Origin of the sequence: Pseudoalteromonas sp. OOF1S-7, from assembly GCF_022347765.1 — a bacterium.
Taxonomy (GTDB): Bacteria; Pseudomonadota; Gammaproteobacteria; order Enterobacterales; family Alteromonadaceae; genus Pseudoalteromonas.
In genome coordinates this window covers 73,780-91,634 of record NZ_JAKRFZ010000016.1, presented here as the reverse complement: position 1 = coordinate 91,634, position 17,855 = coordinate 73,780, and the positions used below count along the sequence as shown (strand labels likewise).

Annotated in this window: 10 protein-coding genes; 9 read left to right on the top strand and 1 reads right to left on the bottom strand. The window is 47.7% G+C overall.

Annotation, left to right across the window (positions count from 1 at the left end; all coding sequences use genetic code 11):
• The first annotated feature begins 332 nt into the window (after positions 1 to 332).
• Positions 333 to 7,460, top strand: coding sequence for a hypothetical protein (locus MHN33_RS19210; protein ID WP_239400406.1), 7,128 nt, complete (start codon positions 333 to 335; stop codon positions 7,458 to 7,460).
• Positions 7,461 to 7,524: 64 nt separating this feature from the next.
• On the opposite strand, the gene MHN33_RS19205 is transcribed toward MHN33_RS19210, so the two are convergent.
• Positions 7,525 to 9,582 (bottom strand): S9 family peptidase, encoded by a 2,058-nt coding sequence (locus tag MHN33_RS19205; RefSeq protein WP_239400404.1) that lies wholly within the window; start codon positions 9,580 to 9,582, stop codon positions 7,525 to 7,527.
• A 414-nt stretch (positions 9,583 to 9,996) separates the two neighbouring features.
• On the opposite strand from MHN33_RS19205, the gene MHN33_RS19200 reads away from it, so the two are divergent.
• From MHN33_RS19200 to MHN33_RS19165, 8 genes are all read left to right on the top strand, one after another.
• On the top strand, positions 9,997 to 10,539 hold the full coding sequence (locus tag MHN33_RS19200; RefSeq protein ID WP_239400402.1) for a UpxY family transcription antiterminator: 543 nt from the start codon (positions 9,997 to 9,999) through the stop codon (positions 10,537 to 10,539).
• 56 nt (positions 10,540 to 10,595) lie between these two features.
• The gene (locus MHN33_RS19195; protein ID WP_239400400.1) at positions 10,596 to 12,341 is read left to right on the top strand and encodes a hypothetical protein; all 1,746 of its coding nucleotides are present in this window, start codon (positions 10,596 to 10,598) and stop codon (positions 12,339 to 12,341) included.
• 30 nt (positions 12,342 to 12,371) lie between these two features.
• A complete protein-coding gene (locus MHN33_RS19190; RefSeq protein WP_138544091.1) occupies positions 12,372 to 12,968 on the top strand; it encodes a type VI secretion system contractile sheath small subunit in 597 nt (198 codons plus the stop codon).
• A complete protein-coding gene (gene tssC / locus MHN33_RS19185; RefSeq protein ID WP_239400398.1) occupies positions 12,968 to 14,956 on the top strand; it encodes a type VI secretion system contractile sheath large subunit in 1,989 nt (662 codons plus the stop codon). Before MHN33_RS19190 ends, tssC begins: the two co-directional genes overlap by 1 nt.
• A gap of 28 nt (positions 14,957 to 14,984) precedes the next feature.
• Entirely contained in the window at positions 14,985 to 15,560 is a 576-nt protein-coding gene (locus MHN33_RS19180) for a hypothetical protein (protein WP_138544093.1), read from the top strand.
• A gap of 83 nt (positions 15,561 to 15,643) precedes the next feature.
• Complete coding sequence (tssK, locus tag MHN33_RS19175) at positions 15,644 to 17,101, top strand: type VI secretion system baseplate subunit TssK (protein WP_239400396.1); 1,458 nt, start codon at positions 15,644 to 15,646, stop codon at positions 17,099 to 17,101.
• Positions 17,085 to 17,429 carry a GPW/gp25 family protein gene (locus MHN33_RS19170; protein WP_239400394.1) on the top strand — a complete coding sequence of 115 codons (345 nt, stop codon included), beginning with the start codon at positions 17,085 to 17,087 and terminating at the stop codon, positions 17,427 to 17,429. Before tssK ends, MHN33_RS19170 begins: the two co-directional genes overlap by 17 nt.
• Positions 17,426 to 17,854, top strand: a complete 429-nt coding sequence (locus MHN33_RS19165; protein ID WP_239400392.1) for a hypothetical protein — start codon at positions 17,426 to 17,428, stop codon at positions 17,852 to 17,854. The genes MHN33_RS19170 and MHN33_RS19165 overlap by 4 nt, the downstream gene beginning before the upstream one ends.
• The last annotated feature ends 1 nt before the right edge of the window (position 17,855 follow it).

The following is a 17,855-nucleotide window of genomic DNA, read 5'->3' as shown; positions in this document are numbered from 1 at the left end:
TACAAGTACGTTATGCTACGCAGTTTACGCTCTGAATTGACTAAAGTTGCTGAAAACAGTCCTTATTAAATACAGGTTAACTTGGTGAATTACTGAGAGTACAAGGGCAAATCGGTATGTCACTTCAGGATGTGTCAAGTACCTTAACTTAGCGCTCAGTGGTACCGCTTTTGCTTAGCTTTAAAGGGTTAAGTCTATGTTTTGTGAATATTTTTCTCTTTTACAAATCTTTGCAATCCACTCAAGTAATTACTTTAAATTCTTTATGATTGCTCTATAATTGCCCGCTTGATTTTTGTTCGGTGTAGTGTGTCTGGGTTAAAGGAGAGGGGATGTTGAAACGATTGCCTGGTGCTGGCGCGGTGTCAAAAGCGCTATTTTTAAGTGTGTTGTTATTGGGGCTGAGTGCTTGTGGTGGGTCAGGCGGCTCGGATGACACAAACAGTGCTGCAAACTCAGGTGGTGGCACCCCCAAAGCGACTAATGTGGCTCCCTCTGTCAGCATTGAAGGCACAGCAAAAGCGGCACAGTTAGTGCCTATTACGTTAACAGCCAATGCATCTGACAGTGACGGCAGGATTGAAAGTTACCAGTGGAGCTTTGATCCGGCCTTACCGGTTTCCTCTGAGGACTTTAATAGCCCTTCCTTTACTCTGGTGAGTAAGCAGATTGAAGAAAGCATTTCGTTTGATGTTAAAGTGACAGTGACAGACAATCAGGGCAAGCAAGCGGTCGCTTCACAGATTGTAGAGATCCTCGTGCCAGACACCACACCTTGGCATCTCAACATCGATGGTAAGGATTCCACACAAGAACAGAGTACACTACGGCTGTCACTCTCCAGTGACATATTGATAGGCAGTTCAGCTCAGATATTTTGGTCACATGATTCGTCTTTGCCGCTGGTGCTGACGGAGAATGACTCGGGGATATTGAGTGTAGATATACCAGATATCTCAGAAAGCCAGGTTGTTAACTTTACAGCTCGGGTAACGCTGAGCGATGGCCGTACTAATGAACACACGCATAAAGTGACGATTGAAGCGTTTGATAACCTTGCACCAGAGGTAAAAATCACTGGCGAGCATGAGGCTGTTGAGGGAACGACAAGTGTGTTGATAGCTACGGCTTCAGACCCAGATGGTGAGGTTGTTTCATATGCCTGGTCTCATAATGCTGAGACTGAACTGACCATCACAGGCGAAACCACTGAGTCCCTGTCGGTATCATCTGATAATATTATGGTGGATCAACTGGTTACTTTTACTGTGACGGTGACAGATAATCAGGGGCTATCTTCTAGCAGTAGCAAGGAACTGACGTTCGTTGCGTTGCCCAATGTGGCACCTACCGCCAGAATAGAGGGCGCGCAAAGCGTGGAGGAGCAGTCAGAGTTAACTTTGACTGCGGATGCCAGCGACAGTGATGGCCAGGTAGCGCGTTATCACTGGTCCTATGCTTCAGATATCTCCCTTGCCGTGTCGAGTCCAGATGAGTCTACGTTTGTCATTAAATCGGCGGATATCACCCAAGATCACACAGCCATAGTGTCGTTGACGGTATACGACAATCAGGGCGCAACAACGACGGTTGAGCATTCATTGAACATCGTAGCCCGCGCGAATACCGCTCCCGAGGTATCCATTGACGCAGTTCAGGACGCAATTGAAAGGCAGCCATTTACGGTGATTGCTTCCGCAATCGATTTGGATGGTGAAGTCGTGAGCCATGCCTGGTCTCATGACTCTTCTTTGGCGCTGACGATAGACGGTCAAACCAGTGATACGCTGACGGTTGTCAGTCCGGATATTCAGAGCCCACAAAATATTACATTCACATATACAGCCACGGATAACCAGGGAGCGAGCGCGAGCACCTCGGCAGTGGTGACTGTTGAAAACGTTACAGTGGCATTTACTGTCGCCGGTAAAGTGACCGACTCACCGATCGCATTTGCAAAAGTAACTATGGAGATTGCTGATTCAACGTTCGAGACCCAGGCCGATGAAAACGGGGATTATACGCTGAGTATTGAAGTGGATGAAGCTCACAGCGGTGTGTTAGCAAAGTTATCTGCACAAGGGGTGGATGAGCAAAGCCAGGTTACGCTTGTTTCGCAACTGCACTCAGTGGCAGCCATAAATGAAGCTGCGGGTGACGATGAAGTCGTCTCTTCTGATGAGTTATTTGATGTGAATGTCACCAATGTGACGACTGCTGAATATGCTTTGCTGGGCAGAGATACGCAAAGTTTTAGCAATGACAACGAGCTTGATCAAGCCAGAGCGCGTATTTCTTCACAGGAGCAACTGATGCTGGCCGCGGTTTTAAAAGCGGTCATAGATCATGGTGTTACACTTCCCGATACTGCCAACTCTACGCTCGAGCTTGCCAGTGACCCTGAACTGATCGATGAACTGATTGCCAGTATCGCTGAAACTCAGCCCAGCCTGATAGAACAGTTGGAGCAGGAGATCACCGGTGACGAGACTTTGGTTGAAGCTGTGACATTTTCGCCCAATGGTAGCTATTATCTGGTTGAAACACAGTACGTAGATGGCCTTGATTATAAATTGACTTTTAATCCTGATGGAACGGGGTTGTTGGCGACAGCCGATACAAACGAGACGTTCACCTGGACGCAAACGGGTGAGGAAATCTCGGTTCAGCTCGACCGTGAAATATTCTTAACGAGTAATCAGTTTGAGCATTTTTCAGGATTCTTCAGCTCGTCTTTTAAAATGACCATGTACGACCAAAGACAGAAGTCTCTGGCTGTGAGAGTAGAGTTTTATCAATCCGAATCACAGGTATTGTCAGGATATCCTGTTCGTACTTATTCTACGGCTGCCCAGCTTTTTGGTACGGCTGATTTGACTGGCATCACGGAATCAGAACTACTGGGAACTTGGGGGTTGTCCTACTCCCGGCAATACGAACAGGAATATGTTGAACTGACTTTTAAAGCAGACGGTGTGCTTGAGTTTGATATTGGCCTGGGCGCCTGGGCAGGCAGTTGGCACATTGAAGACGGTCAAGTCAGGGTTACCAGCTCGCTGTTGAACTTTAAGCTTAAGTTTATCAGACCATTTGAGTTTGGTTTTCAGACTTTGATTGAATCTGGATCTGTTGGCGCACAGCAGTACCGTCAGGGGACCTTTATTAAGCGTCAGCCTATCACCTTCAATGATATTAATTATCAGAAAACATGGCGAAAAGTACGTAGTAAAGCATCTCATTCTGCCTTCACGATAGATGAGAACAATAACTTTAATTTCAGATGGCATCGCGGTATTCAGGGCAGCAACGAAGAGGGCATACTCAAACGCTATCGCTACCGGTTGAACGGCAGACGCGTTGATTTTTGTAACGCAGCGCTGGTGAACTGTGAAATCAGCGGCGTATACAGTTATGAATTACTGGCACAGGTGGGTAATACGATTGCGGTAGTTTATGCCGATGAAAAGCAAAATTTGGCTGACCAGCAAAGTGAAATCCACTTTTTTAAACTGTCGGATAAAGCCTGGCCATTAGGTCAATTTACGCAATCATTTTTTAATACGGATAAGCTTGAGCGCTTGTTTGGCGCTGGAACACACTTATATTCTGTAACACCAGGAAGTGTAGTGTATTTGCGCAGTGAGCACTACTGCCCGACCAATCCTTCACCAAGTCGCTTGTGCTTTGATTCGATTGTCTTCAAGGGGGAACGCTATAAGGCACGTATTGAAGGCGCCCGCTTAAGGTTAGAGCACATTAACTCAAACGCCGTTTCTTACCTTGAAATAACCGGTGAGTCAGAACACCGTATTTCGATGTGTCATTTTTCTGAAGGCGCGTTGTGTGCACAGGGGGAGCAACACGAGTTTGGCTTTGTCAGGCCTGAGCTGGAAGTCACAATTTCTCAAACGGGCCGTGGTCAACTGGCATTTTCTCAGGAGCAGTTCTTTTATGGAGACAGTTTTTATATTGAAATTGATCAGAGAGAAGGGTCTGTGCTCGGCAGTATCAGTGGCTGTAATGGGGTGTTGGATGACACTATTACGTACAAACGATATCGAGTTGATAGTCTTATCGCTTCGTGTGTGATTGAGGTGGAGTTTATTGACAAGACTGCGCATATACAGAATACGCTCCTGGTCGATGCCACCCCTGCCGGGTTGACTGATAGCTGGTACTATACAATTGACGCGCAAGGGCGCGGCACATATTTTGGTTTGGATGGTAACGCCACTTTTACCGTGCAGCAGCGCAATGCCTACGTCTATGACTTTATTTTCGATGACATTATTCGGACACGGGTCAACGGTTACAATTATTACGCATCGAAATTTGCACTGTGGTACAGCAGCAGTTCAAGTGCGATGTCCGGATGCTGGAACGGGAGTCGGGAAAGCGCTGACATTGAACCGGGCTCGGAGGGGCATGGACTCATTTGCACTCATGTTGAGCTTGCCGCTTCACAGCCACCAGCTGAGATCGCTGTAGATGAACTGACAGGAGACTGGTATTTGAATTTTGACCAGTCTTTGGCCTCATATCAGCTCACTTTAAATGAGGATGGCACGGGCAGATTAAACTCAACCGATGATGGGGCAGTGTTTAACCGGCAAGTTAACTGGCAGGTGAGCGCTGAAAATAGACTTGAGCTAACCGATGAAGCCGGCATGTTTGCTGCGTTCTCCGTGTTGAGAAAAGAAGACAGCCTGTATACGCTCATCGCCCATGAAACCGATCATGGTAATCATGCTTCCTGGCAGGCGTTTGGTACCTGGGCCATGATCCGCACGGGTCATCAATCATTGGGGTTCGAACAGCTCAAAGGCGCGTGGCACAATGTCGACGATCAGGACATAGATGGGTTTTATTTATTTGCCGGTGGTGAATACCGTTCGGGCAGGTTTAATGGCGCTGCATCAGCAATCATTGAAAACAATGTGCTCACTGTGACCGCAGGCTATAACTCACTGAGCGGTGAATACGATCATCTGTGCGAGAGTACCCAGCCTGAGTGCGAGACTCGCACTATTGCGCACTATGAAGTGATTGCACTGGATGGGCAGCGTGCCTACATTCGCGTTCAATCAGGCACCGGAGCATCAGATACACTGAGCGCCGTGGAGATTGATCCGGCGTTTCCAATTGATATTGAATTACCTGCTTATTTCAATTCAGCTAAGTTCTATGAAAAGGTCAATGGCACTTTGCGTACCTGGCAGTTTGAGCAGCTTTACCAGAAATATTTCGCCAATCTGAGTATTGATGGACAATCAGAGTTTACGGTTTATTACGAAAATGGAGTGTTCAGGAAATACCCGGATGAAGATGGTTTCAGATATAGGGTTCAGGAGGTGAATGTTGATGCTCTGGTGTTATGCCCAATTGTCGCTGGACAATGTGATACACAAAACCAGGTAGAGCTGTTGTTTCAGGTGCCTTTTGTGGAAGTCGCACTGGATATTTCAGAGGCGCTGGAAGCAACGCACAATCTCGTATCCGGCCGCCTTAAATATGGTGAACAGCTCGAAGTTAGGTTATCGCGGGAGAACCCGCAACAGCAGTATGCGTCTGATTTCTCAGGGTGTGGTATACGTCCAGATTGGATGAACGACCATTATATTTTCTTTCAATCCGAGCTTTTGACAACATCGTGCTCGGTTACTATGGTTGCTTCACCTTTGCCTGAATCGAACGCGGACAGACTGGGTATCTCAGATCCAGTCCTGAAAGAGTGTATCGATAGAGGGCGCAACGAATACCTGGAGTATTCCAGTCAGCTTGCTTGCTTAAACTACCGCGTTCAGACGAGTCTGGAAGGCATCGAAAAGCTCACTTCGCTGACAAGTCTCGCGTTGAGGGGGATTGCGCTGACTGAAGAGGGGAGTGTAAGGATCGGTCAGTTAGTCGATTTGACTGGGCTTCTCTTGGATATGGGGACATTTTATGAGGACCGCGAAACTTTAGATTTAGATCTATCCAGGTTAGTAAATTTAGGACAGCTGCAATTGGCCAACCTCCCACAGGGGCGCCTTACTCTGCCTGATACCTCGGTGCTCAAGTCATTGAGTGTTGTTGGTTCAAACACCACTGAATTGGCACTATCAGGCTTACCGAACCTGGAAAATCTATCCATTAGTGGTTCAGATTTGACCACTCTGGATTTATCAAATAATAAAAGGCTGACAAGACTGGCAGCAACGGACTCTGCGCTTCGGTCTATTTCGGGCGTGACGCCTGAGCATCAGCTTGAAAGTATGGAGTTGCAACAGACGCCAATTAAAACGTTAGACCTGACAGGATATGATCGACTACGCTGGCTGGATTTGTCCGATTCGCATTTACAAGAGATTGATATTTCTCCGGCGGTGGAAATAAAAAGCTTCACTGCTAGCGGCTCACAGTTACAAAATATGCTGTTTGCAACTCGTTCTAATGTGCAGGAGGTGTCTATTACAGACACGCCCTTAACTGAGCTAAACATTGATATGATGCCAAAGCTAAAAGCCCTTAACATCAGAAGAAACAATCTGTTGTTTTTAGATTTTTCGATGCATACAACGAATATCAATGTGTATGCTGATACGGGCACAGTGAAAAGCCTTCTATTACCGGATAATTCAGATATTAGTTATTCAAGCTTCTCTTTTCGGAATAACGCAATGGAGCGCTTAACTGTACCTGCAAGTCTCAAGAATAGTTACCTGGATTTTGACAATAATCAGATTAGCCAGCTCAATGTATTAGGAAGCCCACATTCACTGAGTGCGCAAAGCAACCTGCTGGAATCGATTTCGATTTCAGCAGATTCAGAGGTTTGGGAGTTGAATTTAGCCAACAATAAGCTGACCTCCGCTCAATTGTCGGGCACATTTGAGAATGTTGACTTATCTCATAATCAGCTAACGTCATTTTATCTGGTTCAGGACGCTATCAATGGTAGTTTAAATTTAGCCAACAATTTACTGACTGATTTTACTGTGGAAGGTGAAATTAGTTCGAGTATCAATGTATCCCATAATGCCTTGGAACACCTGGACCTGCCAAAGTACAATGGTTTCCATGATAAGCTGGATGTTTCGCATAACCCGTTAAAGAGTATTAATTTCAATGGTGGAGAATTATCTTATTTGTACTTATCGGACACTGACTTGACTGAGCTAGACGTCTCATCGTTTGAGGTTTTGTCTCGTGTATCTATCAGAAGAACGAAGATCGCGTCGATTGATATTCCGGGTATGGTACGCGAATTTTGGGCGGATGAAGTGCCTGCGACGAGTTTTACGATACCAGCCAATAGCCGAGTAACGAGTATCAGCTTTGCAAAGAACGTACTTAACAGCGTTGTCGGGCTGGACAACTTAACGCAAAGGATAAGCATATATGTCGATAATACGGTGATTGATGAGGCATTGATAGCGGAACTTGAAGCACATCCATATGTTTACTTGCGAGGCCTTTAACAAGTCTGTGACTGTCACCCGGTAACAGGAAGGAGCCACCCGCCATACGGGTGGCTGCAAAGGCTTAGTCTTCTTTGTTGTCGGTTCTGTACTTCTCAAACCAGGCCAGGATATTACCCACTTTACGGGCCAGGTTTGAGGGCTTGGCGGCAATGCCATGGTAGGCACCCTGAATGCGCACAAAAGCGCTGTCTACACCTTGTAGTTGCAGTGCGCCATAATACTGCTCACTTTCACTCATTGGGGTGCGCACGTCGAGTTCACCGGTGAGTACCATAGTGGGCGTTTTCACATTACCAACCAGAGATAACGGCGAGCGGTTCCAGTATTGCTGGTAGTCGTTCCACGGCAAATCGCTAAACCAGTAACGCGTCATAAAGGTATAGATATCGGAGGCACCAATCATGCTGGTCCAGTTGATTACGGGCTTTGCAACCACAGATGCGTTAAAGCGGTCTGTTTTGCCAATGATCCAGGCGGTTAAAGTGCCGCCGCCAGAGCCGCCGGTGACAAACAGGTTGTCCTGATCCACGTAGCCTTTGGCAATGACACCGTCCACCATGTCCATCAGGTCGTTGTAATCCTCTGACGGGTAGTTTTTATCAATCTCATTGGCAAAGTCAGCGCCCATTGAGGTGGAGCCTCTTGGGTTACCGTAAACGACGACGTAACCCGCGGCTGCGAATAACTGTACTTCGGTCGAAAATTCCGGGCCGTACGCGGTATGCGGGCCACCGTGAATTTCCAGGATCAGCGGGTACTTTTTATTCGGGTCAAAGTTGGGCGGGGTCACGACCCAGGCTTGCAGGCGTCTGCCGTCGACACTGCTTTTTACTTCCATCAGCTCAGGTTGGTTCAGTGTTTTATGGTCGAACACATCACTGTTCAGATCGGTCAGCTGAGTGACTTTTCCACGCTTACTGACCACGGCTAAGTCGGCAGGGCGCACGCCAGTGGACTGAGTGTAAACAATTTGACCATTACCGGTCACATCAAAATGACCCGACGTATAAGGGCGGCCTAAACTCATGCCGCCCAGCGCATCTGTGTACGTTTTGATCTTGCCAGATAAAGAGACATAGGCGACGTGTTTTTTCCCTTCGTTATCATAACTGAAATATAAGCCTTTACTGTTGTCGGCCCATTTAACATTACCAACGCTACGGTCAAGGTTGGGTGTCAGTCGCTTAATGTCTGAGCCATCCGGGTTCATTACATACAACTCAGAGATTTGATTCGATTTGCCATTGTCTTCAAAACCAGCAAATGCCAGCTTTTTACCGTTGGGGCTCAGCTTAGGACTGTGCTCCGGGCCAGACATAGCGGTCAGCTCGGTGATTTTGGATGTCAGCACATCGATGGCCAGCAAATCACTATTGAATACGTCAAACTGGGCATCATCATGTGTATTCGCAGAGACAATGATCTGCTTACCATCGCTTGTCCAGGCCAGTGAACCCGCGTAATCGTGTTTACCCGAGGTAATTTGTCGCGGTGAGCCACCAATGGCGGGCACAACATAAACGTGCATATTACCCGGACGTTTCATGCCAGCACCATCACGCTGGAATAACGTTTGGTCTATATACTGGGCATTGTCAGCCCATTTAGCATCTTTGGGTTTAAAATCGAGGCTAAATAGTGGCTTAGTTTTTCCCGGTGTAAACATGGAGAACGCCAGTTGCTTTCCATCTGGCGAGAAGCTCAATCCACCGGGCGTCATGTTGACATCGGTCACCCGCGCAGTCAGGCCAGTGGCCAAATCGCGCATATAAATCTGTATTTTGCCTTCCTTGCTTGAAAGATAGGCCATTTTAGAGCCGTCGGGGGAAAACACCGGGCTGAAATGATTTTTAGAGTCTGACAGCAAAGGTAGGTGTGTTTTTCCGTCCAGTGATACCGTCCAGAGGTTTCTTTTCAGGCTGTCGGTCATGATGTCCATGCTGCGGCGCTCATAGACAACTTGTTTGCCATTCGGCATGACCACCGGGTTAGCGGCGTATTCAATATTGAACAGATCCTGATAGGTGAGTGTATTGTTAGTGTGCGCAGACTCAGCAGCCAGTGCTGATCCAGACAACGCCAGTGCGATACAAGACGTTAAAATAGAAAGTTTTTTCATTGTTTTCGTACTCAACTCGTAATAGTGGTTGACCGCTTATACACCTGCACTGGGAATACAAACCGCCGTTTGATACTCCCTATTTATGATACGTTGTAACACTAATTGGAATAGATACGCGGTAAGTGGGCATAATAATCCGATATGTTACTGACGCTTAGCGCTCTTATGGCACTTTACCATGCAGCCAGATGGTCAGAATCAAGTCGGCTACTAAGGAGTTTTTCTGTTTTGTGCAATGTATTGTGCATTACACAAAGAAATGCATGTATCCGGCAAAGCTTCCTGTTTCCCAGAACATTACACTACTTCTTATCGCTCTTTGTGCCCGCGCGCAAAGTTTGAGCCGACACAACCCGACATAATCAATAACCACTTCAGCACACTGTGACTGACGTGGCGGAGCTTGCCCAGATGTTCGATGACAGAAAAAAATGGTTTCAGATTTACACTCAGCCAAATGCTGAAAAAAGGCTCAACACAAAGCTTGAAGCATTGGGAACAACGAGCTACTTGCCACTGCGCAAAATAACCCGGCAATGGTCCGACAGAGTCAAGGTCATCGAAGAGCCAGCGTTTAAGTCTTACCTGTTTGCCAAGCTTCTCCCCGAGGAAATGCGTTCAGTCGAGCGACTGTCTGAATTTGGTTTCTTCGTTTCTTATGGCGGCAGCAATAACGGCCATGGCAAGGTCTTTCCAACCATCACAGATCAAGACATTGAGCAAATTGAGGCTGTTTTGCAGGCGTTTCCGGAGGCGCTTATGTATGAAGACAAGCAACTTAAAAAAGACGCACAAGTGGTTATCCGCGAGGGCAGTTTAAAAGGCTATCGCGGGGCGCTGTTGGCTGATGCAACAGACAATAAAGTGGCGCTTGCGCTGCAAGGCTTGTCACAATCTTTGGTTATCACGGTCCCGGTTGAGTTTCTGGACATAGAGCCACAGGCTCAGGCTTGAACCGTCAAAAAGAGCTGCTCTGGTCAAAATAATTTCGCAATTCAATAGAGTATGGCATGTCGGTGAAATTTAAGGGCGATAGTTTGCTGGATATCGAGCAGGTTGAAGCAAGTGCTCAATGGCCCGATCACGTGATCCAGCAGCTTTATCTGGACAAACGTGTCAGGCAAAAACAGAGCAGCCCGGCGCTGGGGTTCAACTTTATTCAGGACCTGATTTTACAGCCACTGCAAAGTGGCGGGAAAACGGCACTGCAGCTGACAGAGTTCCGCTCTGAGCATGTTAGTTACTCAGCGCTGGCGCGGGCGATTGTTGACACTGCACTTGGCTTGCAAGAAAACGGCGTAACCAGTGGCGATACTTTGATGCTGGTGAACTTACCCGACCTGAGCTTAGTGGTTCATATACTCAGTGCCATGCATCTGGGGTGTGTGTTTTGTGTGGCGGATATGCCCGAAGATAATCGTTTTGAGCGATTCCTGCTCGGGCAAAAAATAGTGTCCATCACACCGGATCACATCATTGCTAATACCCAGGCAGAGCGTGTATGGCTCAGTGAATCTGTTGATCCGCCCCAGGGCAGGCTGCATGTCGCTGATGTGGTGTCAACGCCACTCAGATGTTCAGATGATTGTCTGCTCAATAGTGTGAAAAAAAACACGACCATATACAGCGCAGATCAGCCTGTGTGCATTGAGTTTGACCCCAGTTCATCAGACAGCTGTAAAGCCTATACATTAACAGCCGAAATGTTTTTTCAGAGCCTGATGTTATCCAGTATGTATGCGCTGGATCTGAAAAAAACCGACACCCTGGCGGTGCTGAATCCCGGGGTGTTGCGATATCAGCTCATGCTCACCAGTTTGTTTGCCGGAGGTTGTTTTAAAGCGCTGAGCCCTGGCTGCAGTGCGCTGCGCGGCAATGGCGCACTGCGTAAATTTAAGTGGCTGAGCAAACTGCTAGACTGGCGCGCCAGCACGGTTTTGCTGTTGACCCCGGCACTTCGGGATTTAGTTATCGAACAGTCCGTATATATCCGCCAATGCAGGCGCTACGTTATTCTGGACGACGATAACCAAAGTCAGCGCTGGCTGAGTTTTAATCAGCGTAAGTGCCTGCACGCAAAGCCGGCATTAATGGGGGTTATCTGGCATAAAGTACTCGGTGGGATCGGTGCGTTAAGTTATAAAAATGCTGAAACTGACACATTCAGTGTGCTCCCGCTGCCTGGCAGAGTGCATATGCTTGTCGACAAGCAAACAGGCGCGGCGTCACTAAACGGGTTTGGTTATTGCGCGTATCCGCTGCCTGCAAATACGCTTTATATTACCCGGTATGGCAAGCTGAGTTACGGCGATAAAGTCAGTTACTTCAATGAGATAAATACTCCTAACTACCCGTATACCGATATCCTTGGCTATCTGACAAAAAACACCGCCAATGCGTGCTGGTGGGTGTCTTATCATTTTTTAGCTGACAGCCCACCTCAATTGCAGGTCTTGTATTGTGCAAGGCCCGATGCAGAGAACGTCATAGGCAGAGACACCTGCTATCACGACGTAAAGCGCACGACTGAAAGGCTGCTCACCGACGCGCATACAAAGGCACCCGAGCGGAGCGAAACTGGCCAGATACAAGTCCGTTATGCGTATCGTTATCAGGGCCATGAAAGCAGCCCTGACAAGCTAATACCTGAGCTACAGGCCAATCAGGACGCAATCGCAGCCAAATCCAATTTAGCGATTTACAACACCCTGAGTGAAATTCGCTATCTACTCAATACCAGACTCACAAAGTCTTAGACGCTTTATATAAAACAAACAGGAGTTTTTATGGCCATTCAAGATGATAAGAATATGCCAAAATCCCGCGTAACCTTGCGTTATCGCACTCAAATTAACGGTGTACCAGAAGACATTACTTTGCCGATGCGGATCCTTATCGCCGGCGATTTTTCCGGTTTCTCAGGTCATGAACAAAGTACTGTAGCCAAAAAGCAAATCGGTCAGGCCGATGAGCAAGGCCAGCGCTTATCACTGGATAAACGGCATATTTTTGATGCAACGGAAATCACCGACATCAAGCTGCACAGCGAAAACGGCACTAAGCTGACATCCATTGAGCAATATAACCCCGTGATGAAGTTATTGCGGGTTAAAAGTGCGGTAGGTGGTGATCTTCAGTTTACCCATCTGGATGCATTTAGCCCCGACAGGATCCTCGAAAACAGCCGCCCGGAAATCAAAGATAAACTTGAAACAAAGCGTCTGCTTAATGAAGTGATGTCAAATCTGACCAACAACAAGCGCTATCGGCAGGCACTGCAAGATCTGCTGACCGCCAGTAATTCACAAACGGTGCAAGACGAGCTGAAAGAAATAATTGGCATTTACCTCCCGAAAACCGAGCAGAGCGAAGGAAATTCATGATGAGCGACCAAACCGCAACCAACTTTATTGATAACGTACTCCAAAGTGTCAACCTCATAACTCAGGAAGAGAGTGAAGGGAGCGCAGGTAATTCGTCGGCTGTGCAAGCTTTGTTAGCCAAAAAGAAGCAGAAACTGACCATCGATGCACTGATACTGGCCGCTCATCATCTTGCCAGTGTCCCAAAAGTGCCAGGCAAAGAAAACCTGGAGCAATATAAACAAGCCTGGCAGTTGTATCTCAATGCGCTGGGTAAGGTGGAAGCGCATTTTGCCGATGAAGCAGGGAACGCGTTGCTATTTCATATCGACGATCTCAAGACTGCCTTGCCTTCCCTGGCTGTGACAGACAATGCCCTGGAAGAAAGCCTGACCAAACTGAGCGCCTTTGTTGGTGATGAGGAGAGAATGAAGGCTCTTGAAACAGCAAATGATGCAGTCGTAGTAGCTGTTGAGACGGGCGGATCCGAGGAAACCACAAATGCCATTGATGCGCTCAAAGCATTACCTGAATATCAGGACTCTATCAGCATACTAGACACCTGGACGCCGGCGTTGGTTGCTGATAAAGACAAGCCGATGTTTGAACTAAGTATTAAGGAAACAGAGGTAGACCGCCTGCTGATGCAAATCGCGGCGTTGAGCCACACAGGTTGCTTACCGCAGAGCGAAGCCGCGGATGCAAGTGGCGCGGAACTGCTGTTTGAGCTCAAAGAAAACATCACTAACAACACCACCGCGATAGACAACGCGATCCAGCAAGAGCTCGATAATGTACTTCATGAGCCTGCCTTTCAGCACCTGGAAGCCAACTGGCGCGCACTGGAATACCTGATTGAGCAAACCGACTTTTCTAAAGACATTAAAATTGACTTGCTCGATGTCACCAAAAAAGAGCTGGAAGATGACTTTGCCGAAAATCGTCGCGATATCGCCAACAGCAGTTTGTTCAAAAAGCTCTATACACAAGAGTACGACCAGTATGGTGGTCAGCCTTACAGTGCCATGATAGGGCTCTATGAGTTTGAAAACAGCGAGCGCGATATTGGCTGGTTAAGAACCATGGGTAAAATCGCCAATGCGTCTCACTGTACCTTTGTTTCTTCGGTGGGTCCCAAGTTCTTTGTCGGGCAGGACGACATCAACCAGCTTGCGGAAATCAAAAACCTGGAATCACACATGCTTCAGGGCAAGTTCTCTAAGTGGAACGAGTTTAGAGACTCGGATGAAGCTGCCTACCTGGCCTTTACGGTCCCCAGATTTATGATCAGGGCGCCTTATCATATTGAAGATAATCCGGTACCTGGCCTCAACTACACAGAAAAAGTCGACGATCATCACCATTATACCTGGGCCAATGCGGCGATGTTATTTGCCCGCAACATTGTTCATTCGTACGAGGAGACCTCCTGGTGTCAGACCGTTCGGGGTCCTAAAAACGGTGGCCACATTCCAAATCTTGCCAGTCATACCTTTAAACAAAATGGCCTGACCCTGACCAAAGTACCGGTTGAACTGGTGATGCCGGATTATCGTGAACTGGAGTTTGCCAAAGCCGGATTTATGCCACTGGTTTATCAAAAAGACACCACCAATGCGTGCTTCTTTTCTTGTCAGTCCATCAAAAAGCCCAAGCGCTTTAAGGACCCAAGAGACACTGAAAACTCTCAGCTGGTTACAAACCTGTCTTACACATTGTCAATTACCAAAATCGCTCACTACATCAAATGTATTATGCGCGACAACATAGGTGGTACGGCCGATGCGCCATATATTACCAACACCATCAGTAACTGGCTGAACAGCTATGTGACGACGGTCGTCAACCCGGACGACTTGACCCTGCGAAGCTATCCGTTCAAAGCAGTCAATGTTGAAACAGTTGCCCAGGAAGGGGACATAGGGTGGTACAAGTGCACCGTGAGTGTCTCGCCTCACTTGCAGTTTGAAGGACTGGATGCCGAGCTGAGACTGGAAACACAACTTTAACATTTAACTTATTATTGCGGAGACTATTATGGCTTCAACAAATCTGGCGTGCAGCGTTGAGCAGGGATTTAACTTTCAAAAAGATGCACAAATACAGGTGGGTCACATTACCTCACTGAAAATTGGCGACAAAGAATATAAAAAAGACTTGGCGGTCACCGTGCCCACAGACATCAGTGGTGACAAGGTCAAAGTCGTGGGGGTTATCTCTAATATCTTTTGGGAAGGCGGGCACGCCGACCCGATCATGTTCGGCTGTCGCATTTCTACGGACAACAAGGAAAGCAGTGTATTGCTGCAACATACCTCGATGAGTGATACCAGTGTGTCTTTTTCCTTTGTCATTTACGATTATGATCCGAAAGAGAAGAAGTTCTATCCCAACTTCCACACCAATGAAACCGATCTGAATGGCCTGGTTGCCAAAAACGGCGGCGAACTGGACTTTGGTGTCGACCTGGATCAAGCTGACGACGTGGTCTCGCCGAAAAACTTCAGCTTCTTCCTGGGCGTCATGCCTACAGAGGAAGAACAGGAAGCGCACTTTGCCGTCAATACCAGCGCCAAGTTCGTCAAGAAATGGGGTGTCAGCGTCGCTGAATAATCCGCCCCGTCTCAGGGAGTGACTCATCCTGCATTCGTTGCTCCCTATTTTCTGGTTCTAATATTTTACATCTGGAGAGACACATGCTGGGAGAACTGGCTCAGGTCCACTGGCAGCTCGGACAAACCCTACTGCCGGAACATTTTGTCGCACAAGAGACCGCTCTGTTAACCGACAGCTCAATCAGGTTCAGTCTGACTGGTAAACCCTTTTATGGGTTGGCGCAGCTGGCAATGGACCTATCCGAAACTGCAAAGGACATAGTGGGGATCTCGGAGTTTTGTTGCATTTTACCCTCCGGGGAGCTCATCAAGCTCAATGCCAATGCTGAGTTTTTGTTTAACCGGGGGCAAGTGATCCTGCCTAAAACTGCTGTTTGTGCCGATCTATACATCAACATCTATGAACACAATGCACTGACAGCACAAGACATTCGGCTTGAGCTGCAACAGGACGCAGAGCGCAATATAGCGCCCGGTAATGACGATGTGGTGCACAAAGGCTATGTGCTGGAGGTCATCTCAGTGCCAAGCTTTGCCGATTTAGCCACGTCAGAAGCGGAAGTGCTCGCCAGGCGTGGCAAATTGACCCAGCTTCATCAGTTTAAACTGGTTCACTTTGCAAAAAACAATGCACAAAACTGGTTGCCAGACGAGCGTTACTTACCACCACTGCTGGTGTTATCAAACTCTTCGCTGTTTACTAAGCGGGCTCAGACACTACAGCAATATCTGACCTGTTTCAAAACAGAACTCGAAGAGCCGATTCTACAGGCTATCGAAGCCAAAAATTCACAGCAGGCGGCATTGTCTGCCATTGAGTGCCAACAACAAAGGCAGTCCAGTGAACAGCACTCGGAGGAAGTGATCAAAACACATCAGCTTAGTCTGCTGAGCAGCTTGTACAAAACGCAGCGGATGCTCAATACCATCACGCAAACCGAATGCGAAGTGTTACTGCACCCGTATGAACTGTTCTGTCAGCTCGAAGCGTTTTATATTGACTGTAAACTCTATCGTAATGGACTGCCCAAAACGGCCGCCATTGTCTATCGCCACAATGCGCTGGCAGAGGTATTTGATAAACTCATCGACTTGCTGGATGAGGTGATTTTCCTCAAAGAATACAGTTATCGGCATAGTGCCTTGCGCGAAACTAACGGCATTTATTCCTGTCTGGTGGATGCCGATGCAGAACAAGAAAACACGCGTTTTTATCTGGCCATTTATCATGAAAGCCAGACTCAGGTGGGACAATGTCCGGTACCGGGTTTGGTCTCGTCGGAATCCAGGCTGCGCAGTGCCGCCCCGGATAATATTGAAAACCTGAGGCTGACTCAGGTGACCAGCGATACGGTGCTGGCTCGGCTGAATGAAAACCGCCCGCATAATCGCGGCGCACAATACTTTGAGGTGCATAAAGAAGGCGAGTGGCACGACATCGTTAAAGCGCATAGCTTCGCCTTTTATGGACAAAGTGAATTCAGGGGCTACTTGTTTGAATTTATAACGGAAACCAAAAACTATGCGGCTCGTCGGTAAGTTTTGTAGTAAGCCGGTTTACGCCGCCCACACGGTCATGGATGCGGTGAAAAATCATCTGACAGTATTGCTTAACGCCACGGCCGGGTTTAGCCATTTTGACAGTGATTATGGGATCCCGTGTGAAATCGGTGAACGCCTCTCGGAGCCGCTGATGCAAAGCCTGTGTGAGCATATCAGGATACAGATAAACCGTTGGGAAAGCCGTTTTAGCCTGGCAGACGTGCGCTACGAATTAGACATGCGCGAGTCGAGCATCCTGTTGTGTGGTGAAATTAACGGGGCGCCTTGTCAGTTCAGGGTGCAATTGCGCGGGCCGGCAATATGAGCACCCTGATCTGCACCATTGAACTCAGTAAAGACGAGGGCGAAGGGATCACTGTGCATGTAAAGAATAAAGATTCCAGTGACGAGCATCAGATACAGCTGAGTAATACCAGTATCACACTCATCAGTAAGAACGGCTCGTCGACCACGCAAACAACGCAAACAGCAGACTCACTGAGCATTGATGTCGACGGAAATAAGAGTGTGCTGTCGATGAACAAAGAGACGATTGAAATGAGCTGCACAAACTTTTCTCTCAAAGCCAGTGGCAGTGTGTCGGTTGAAAGCGGGTCAGAAACCAGTATTAAGGCTGGCAGCAACTTCAAGGCGCAAGCCAATGCGCAGGTGAATGTGAAGGGCAATATGACGACCCTGGAAGGTCAAAGCATCACCAACATCAAAGGCGCGCTGATAAAGCAAGGTTAAA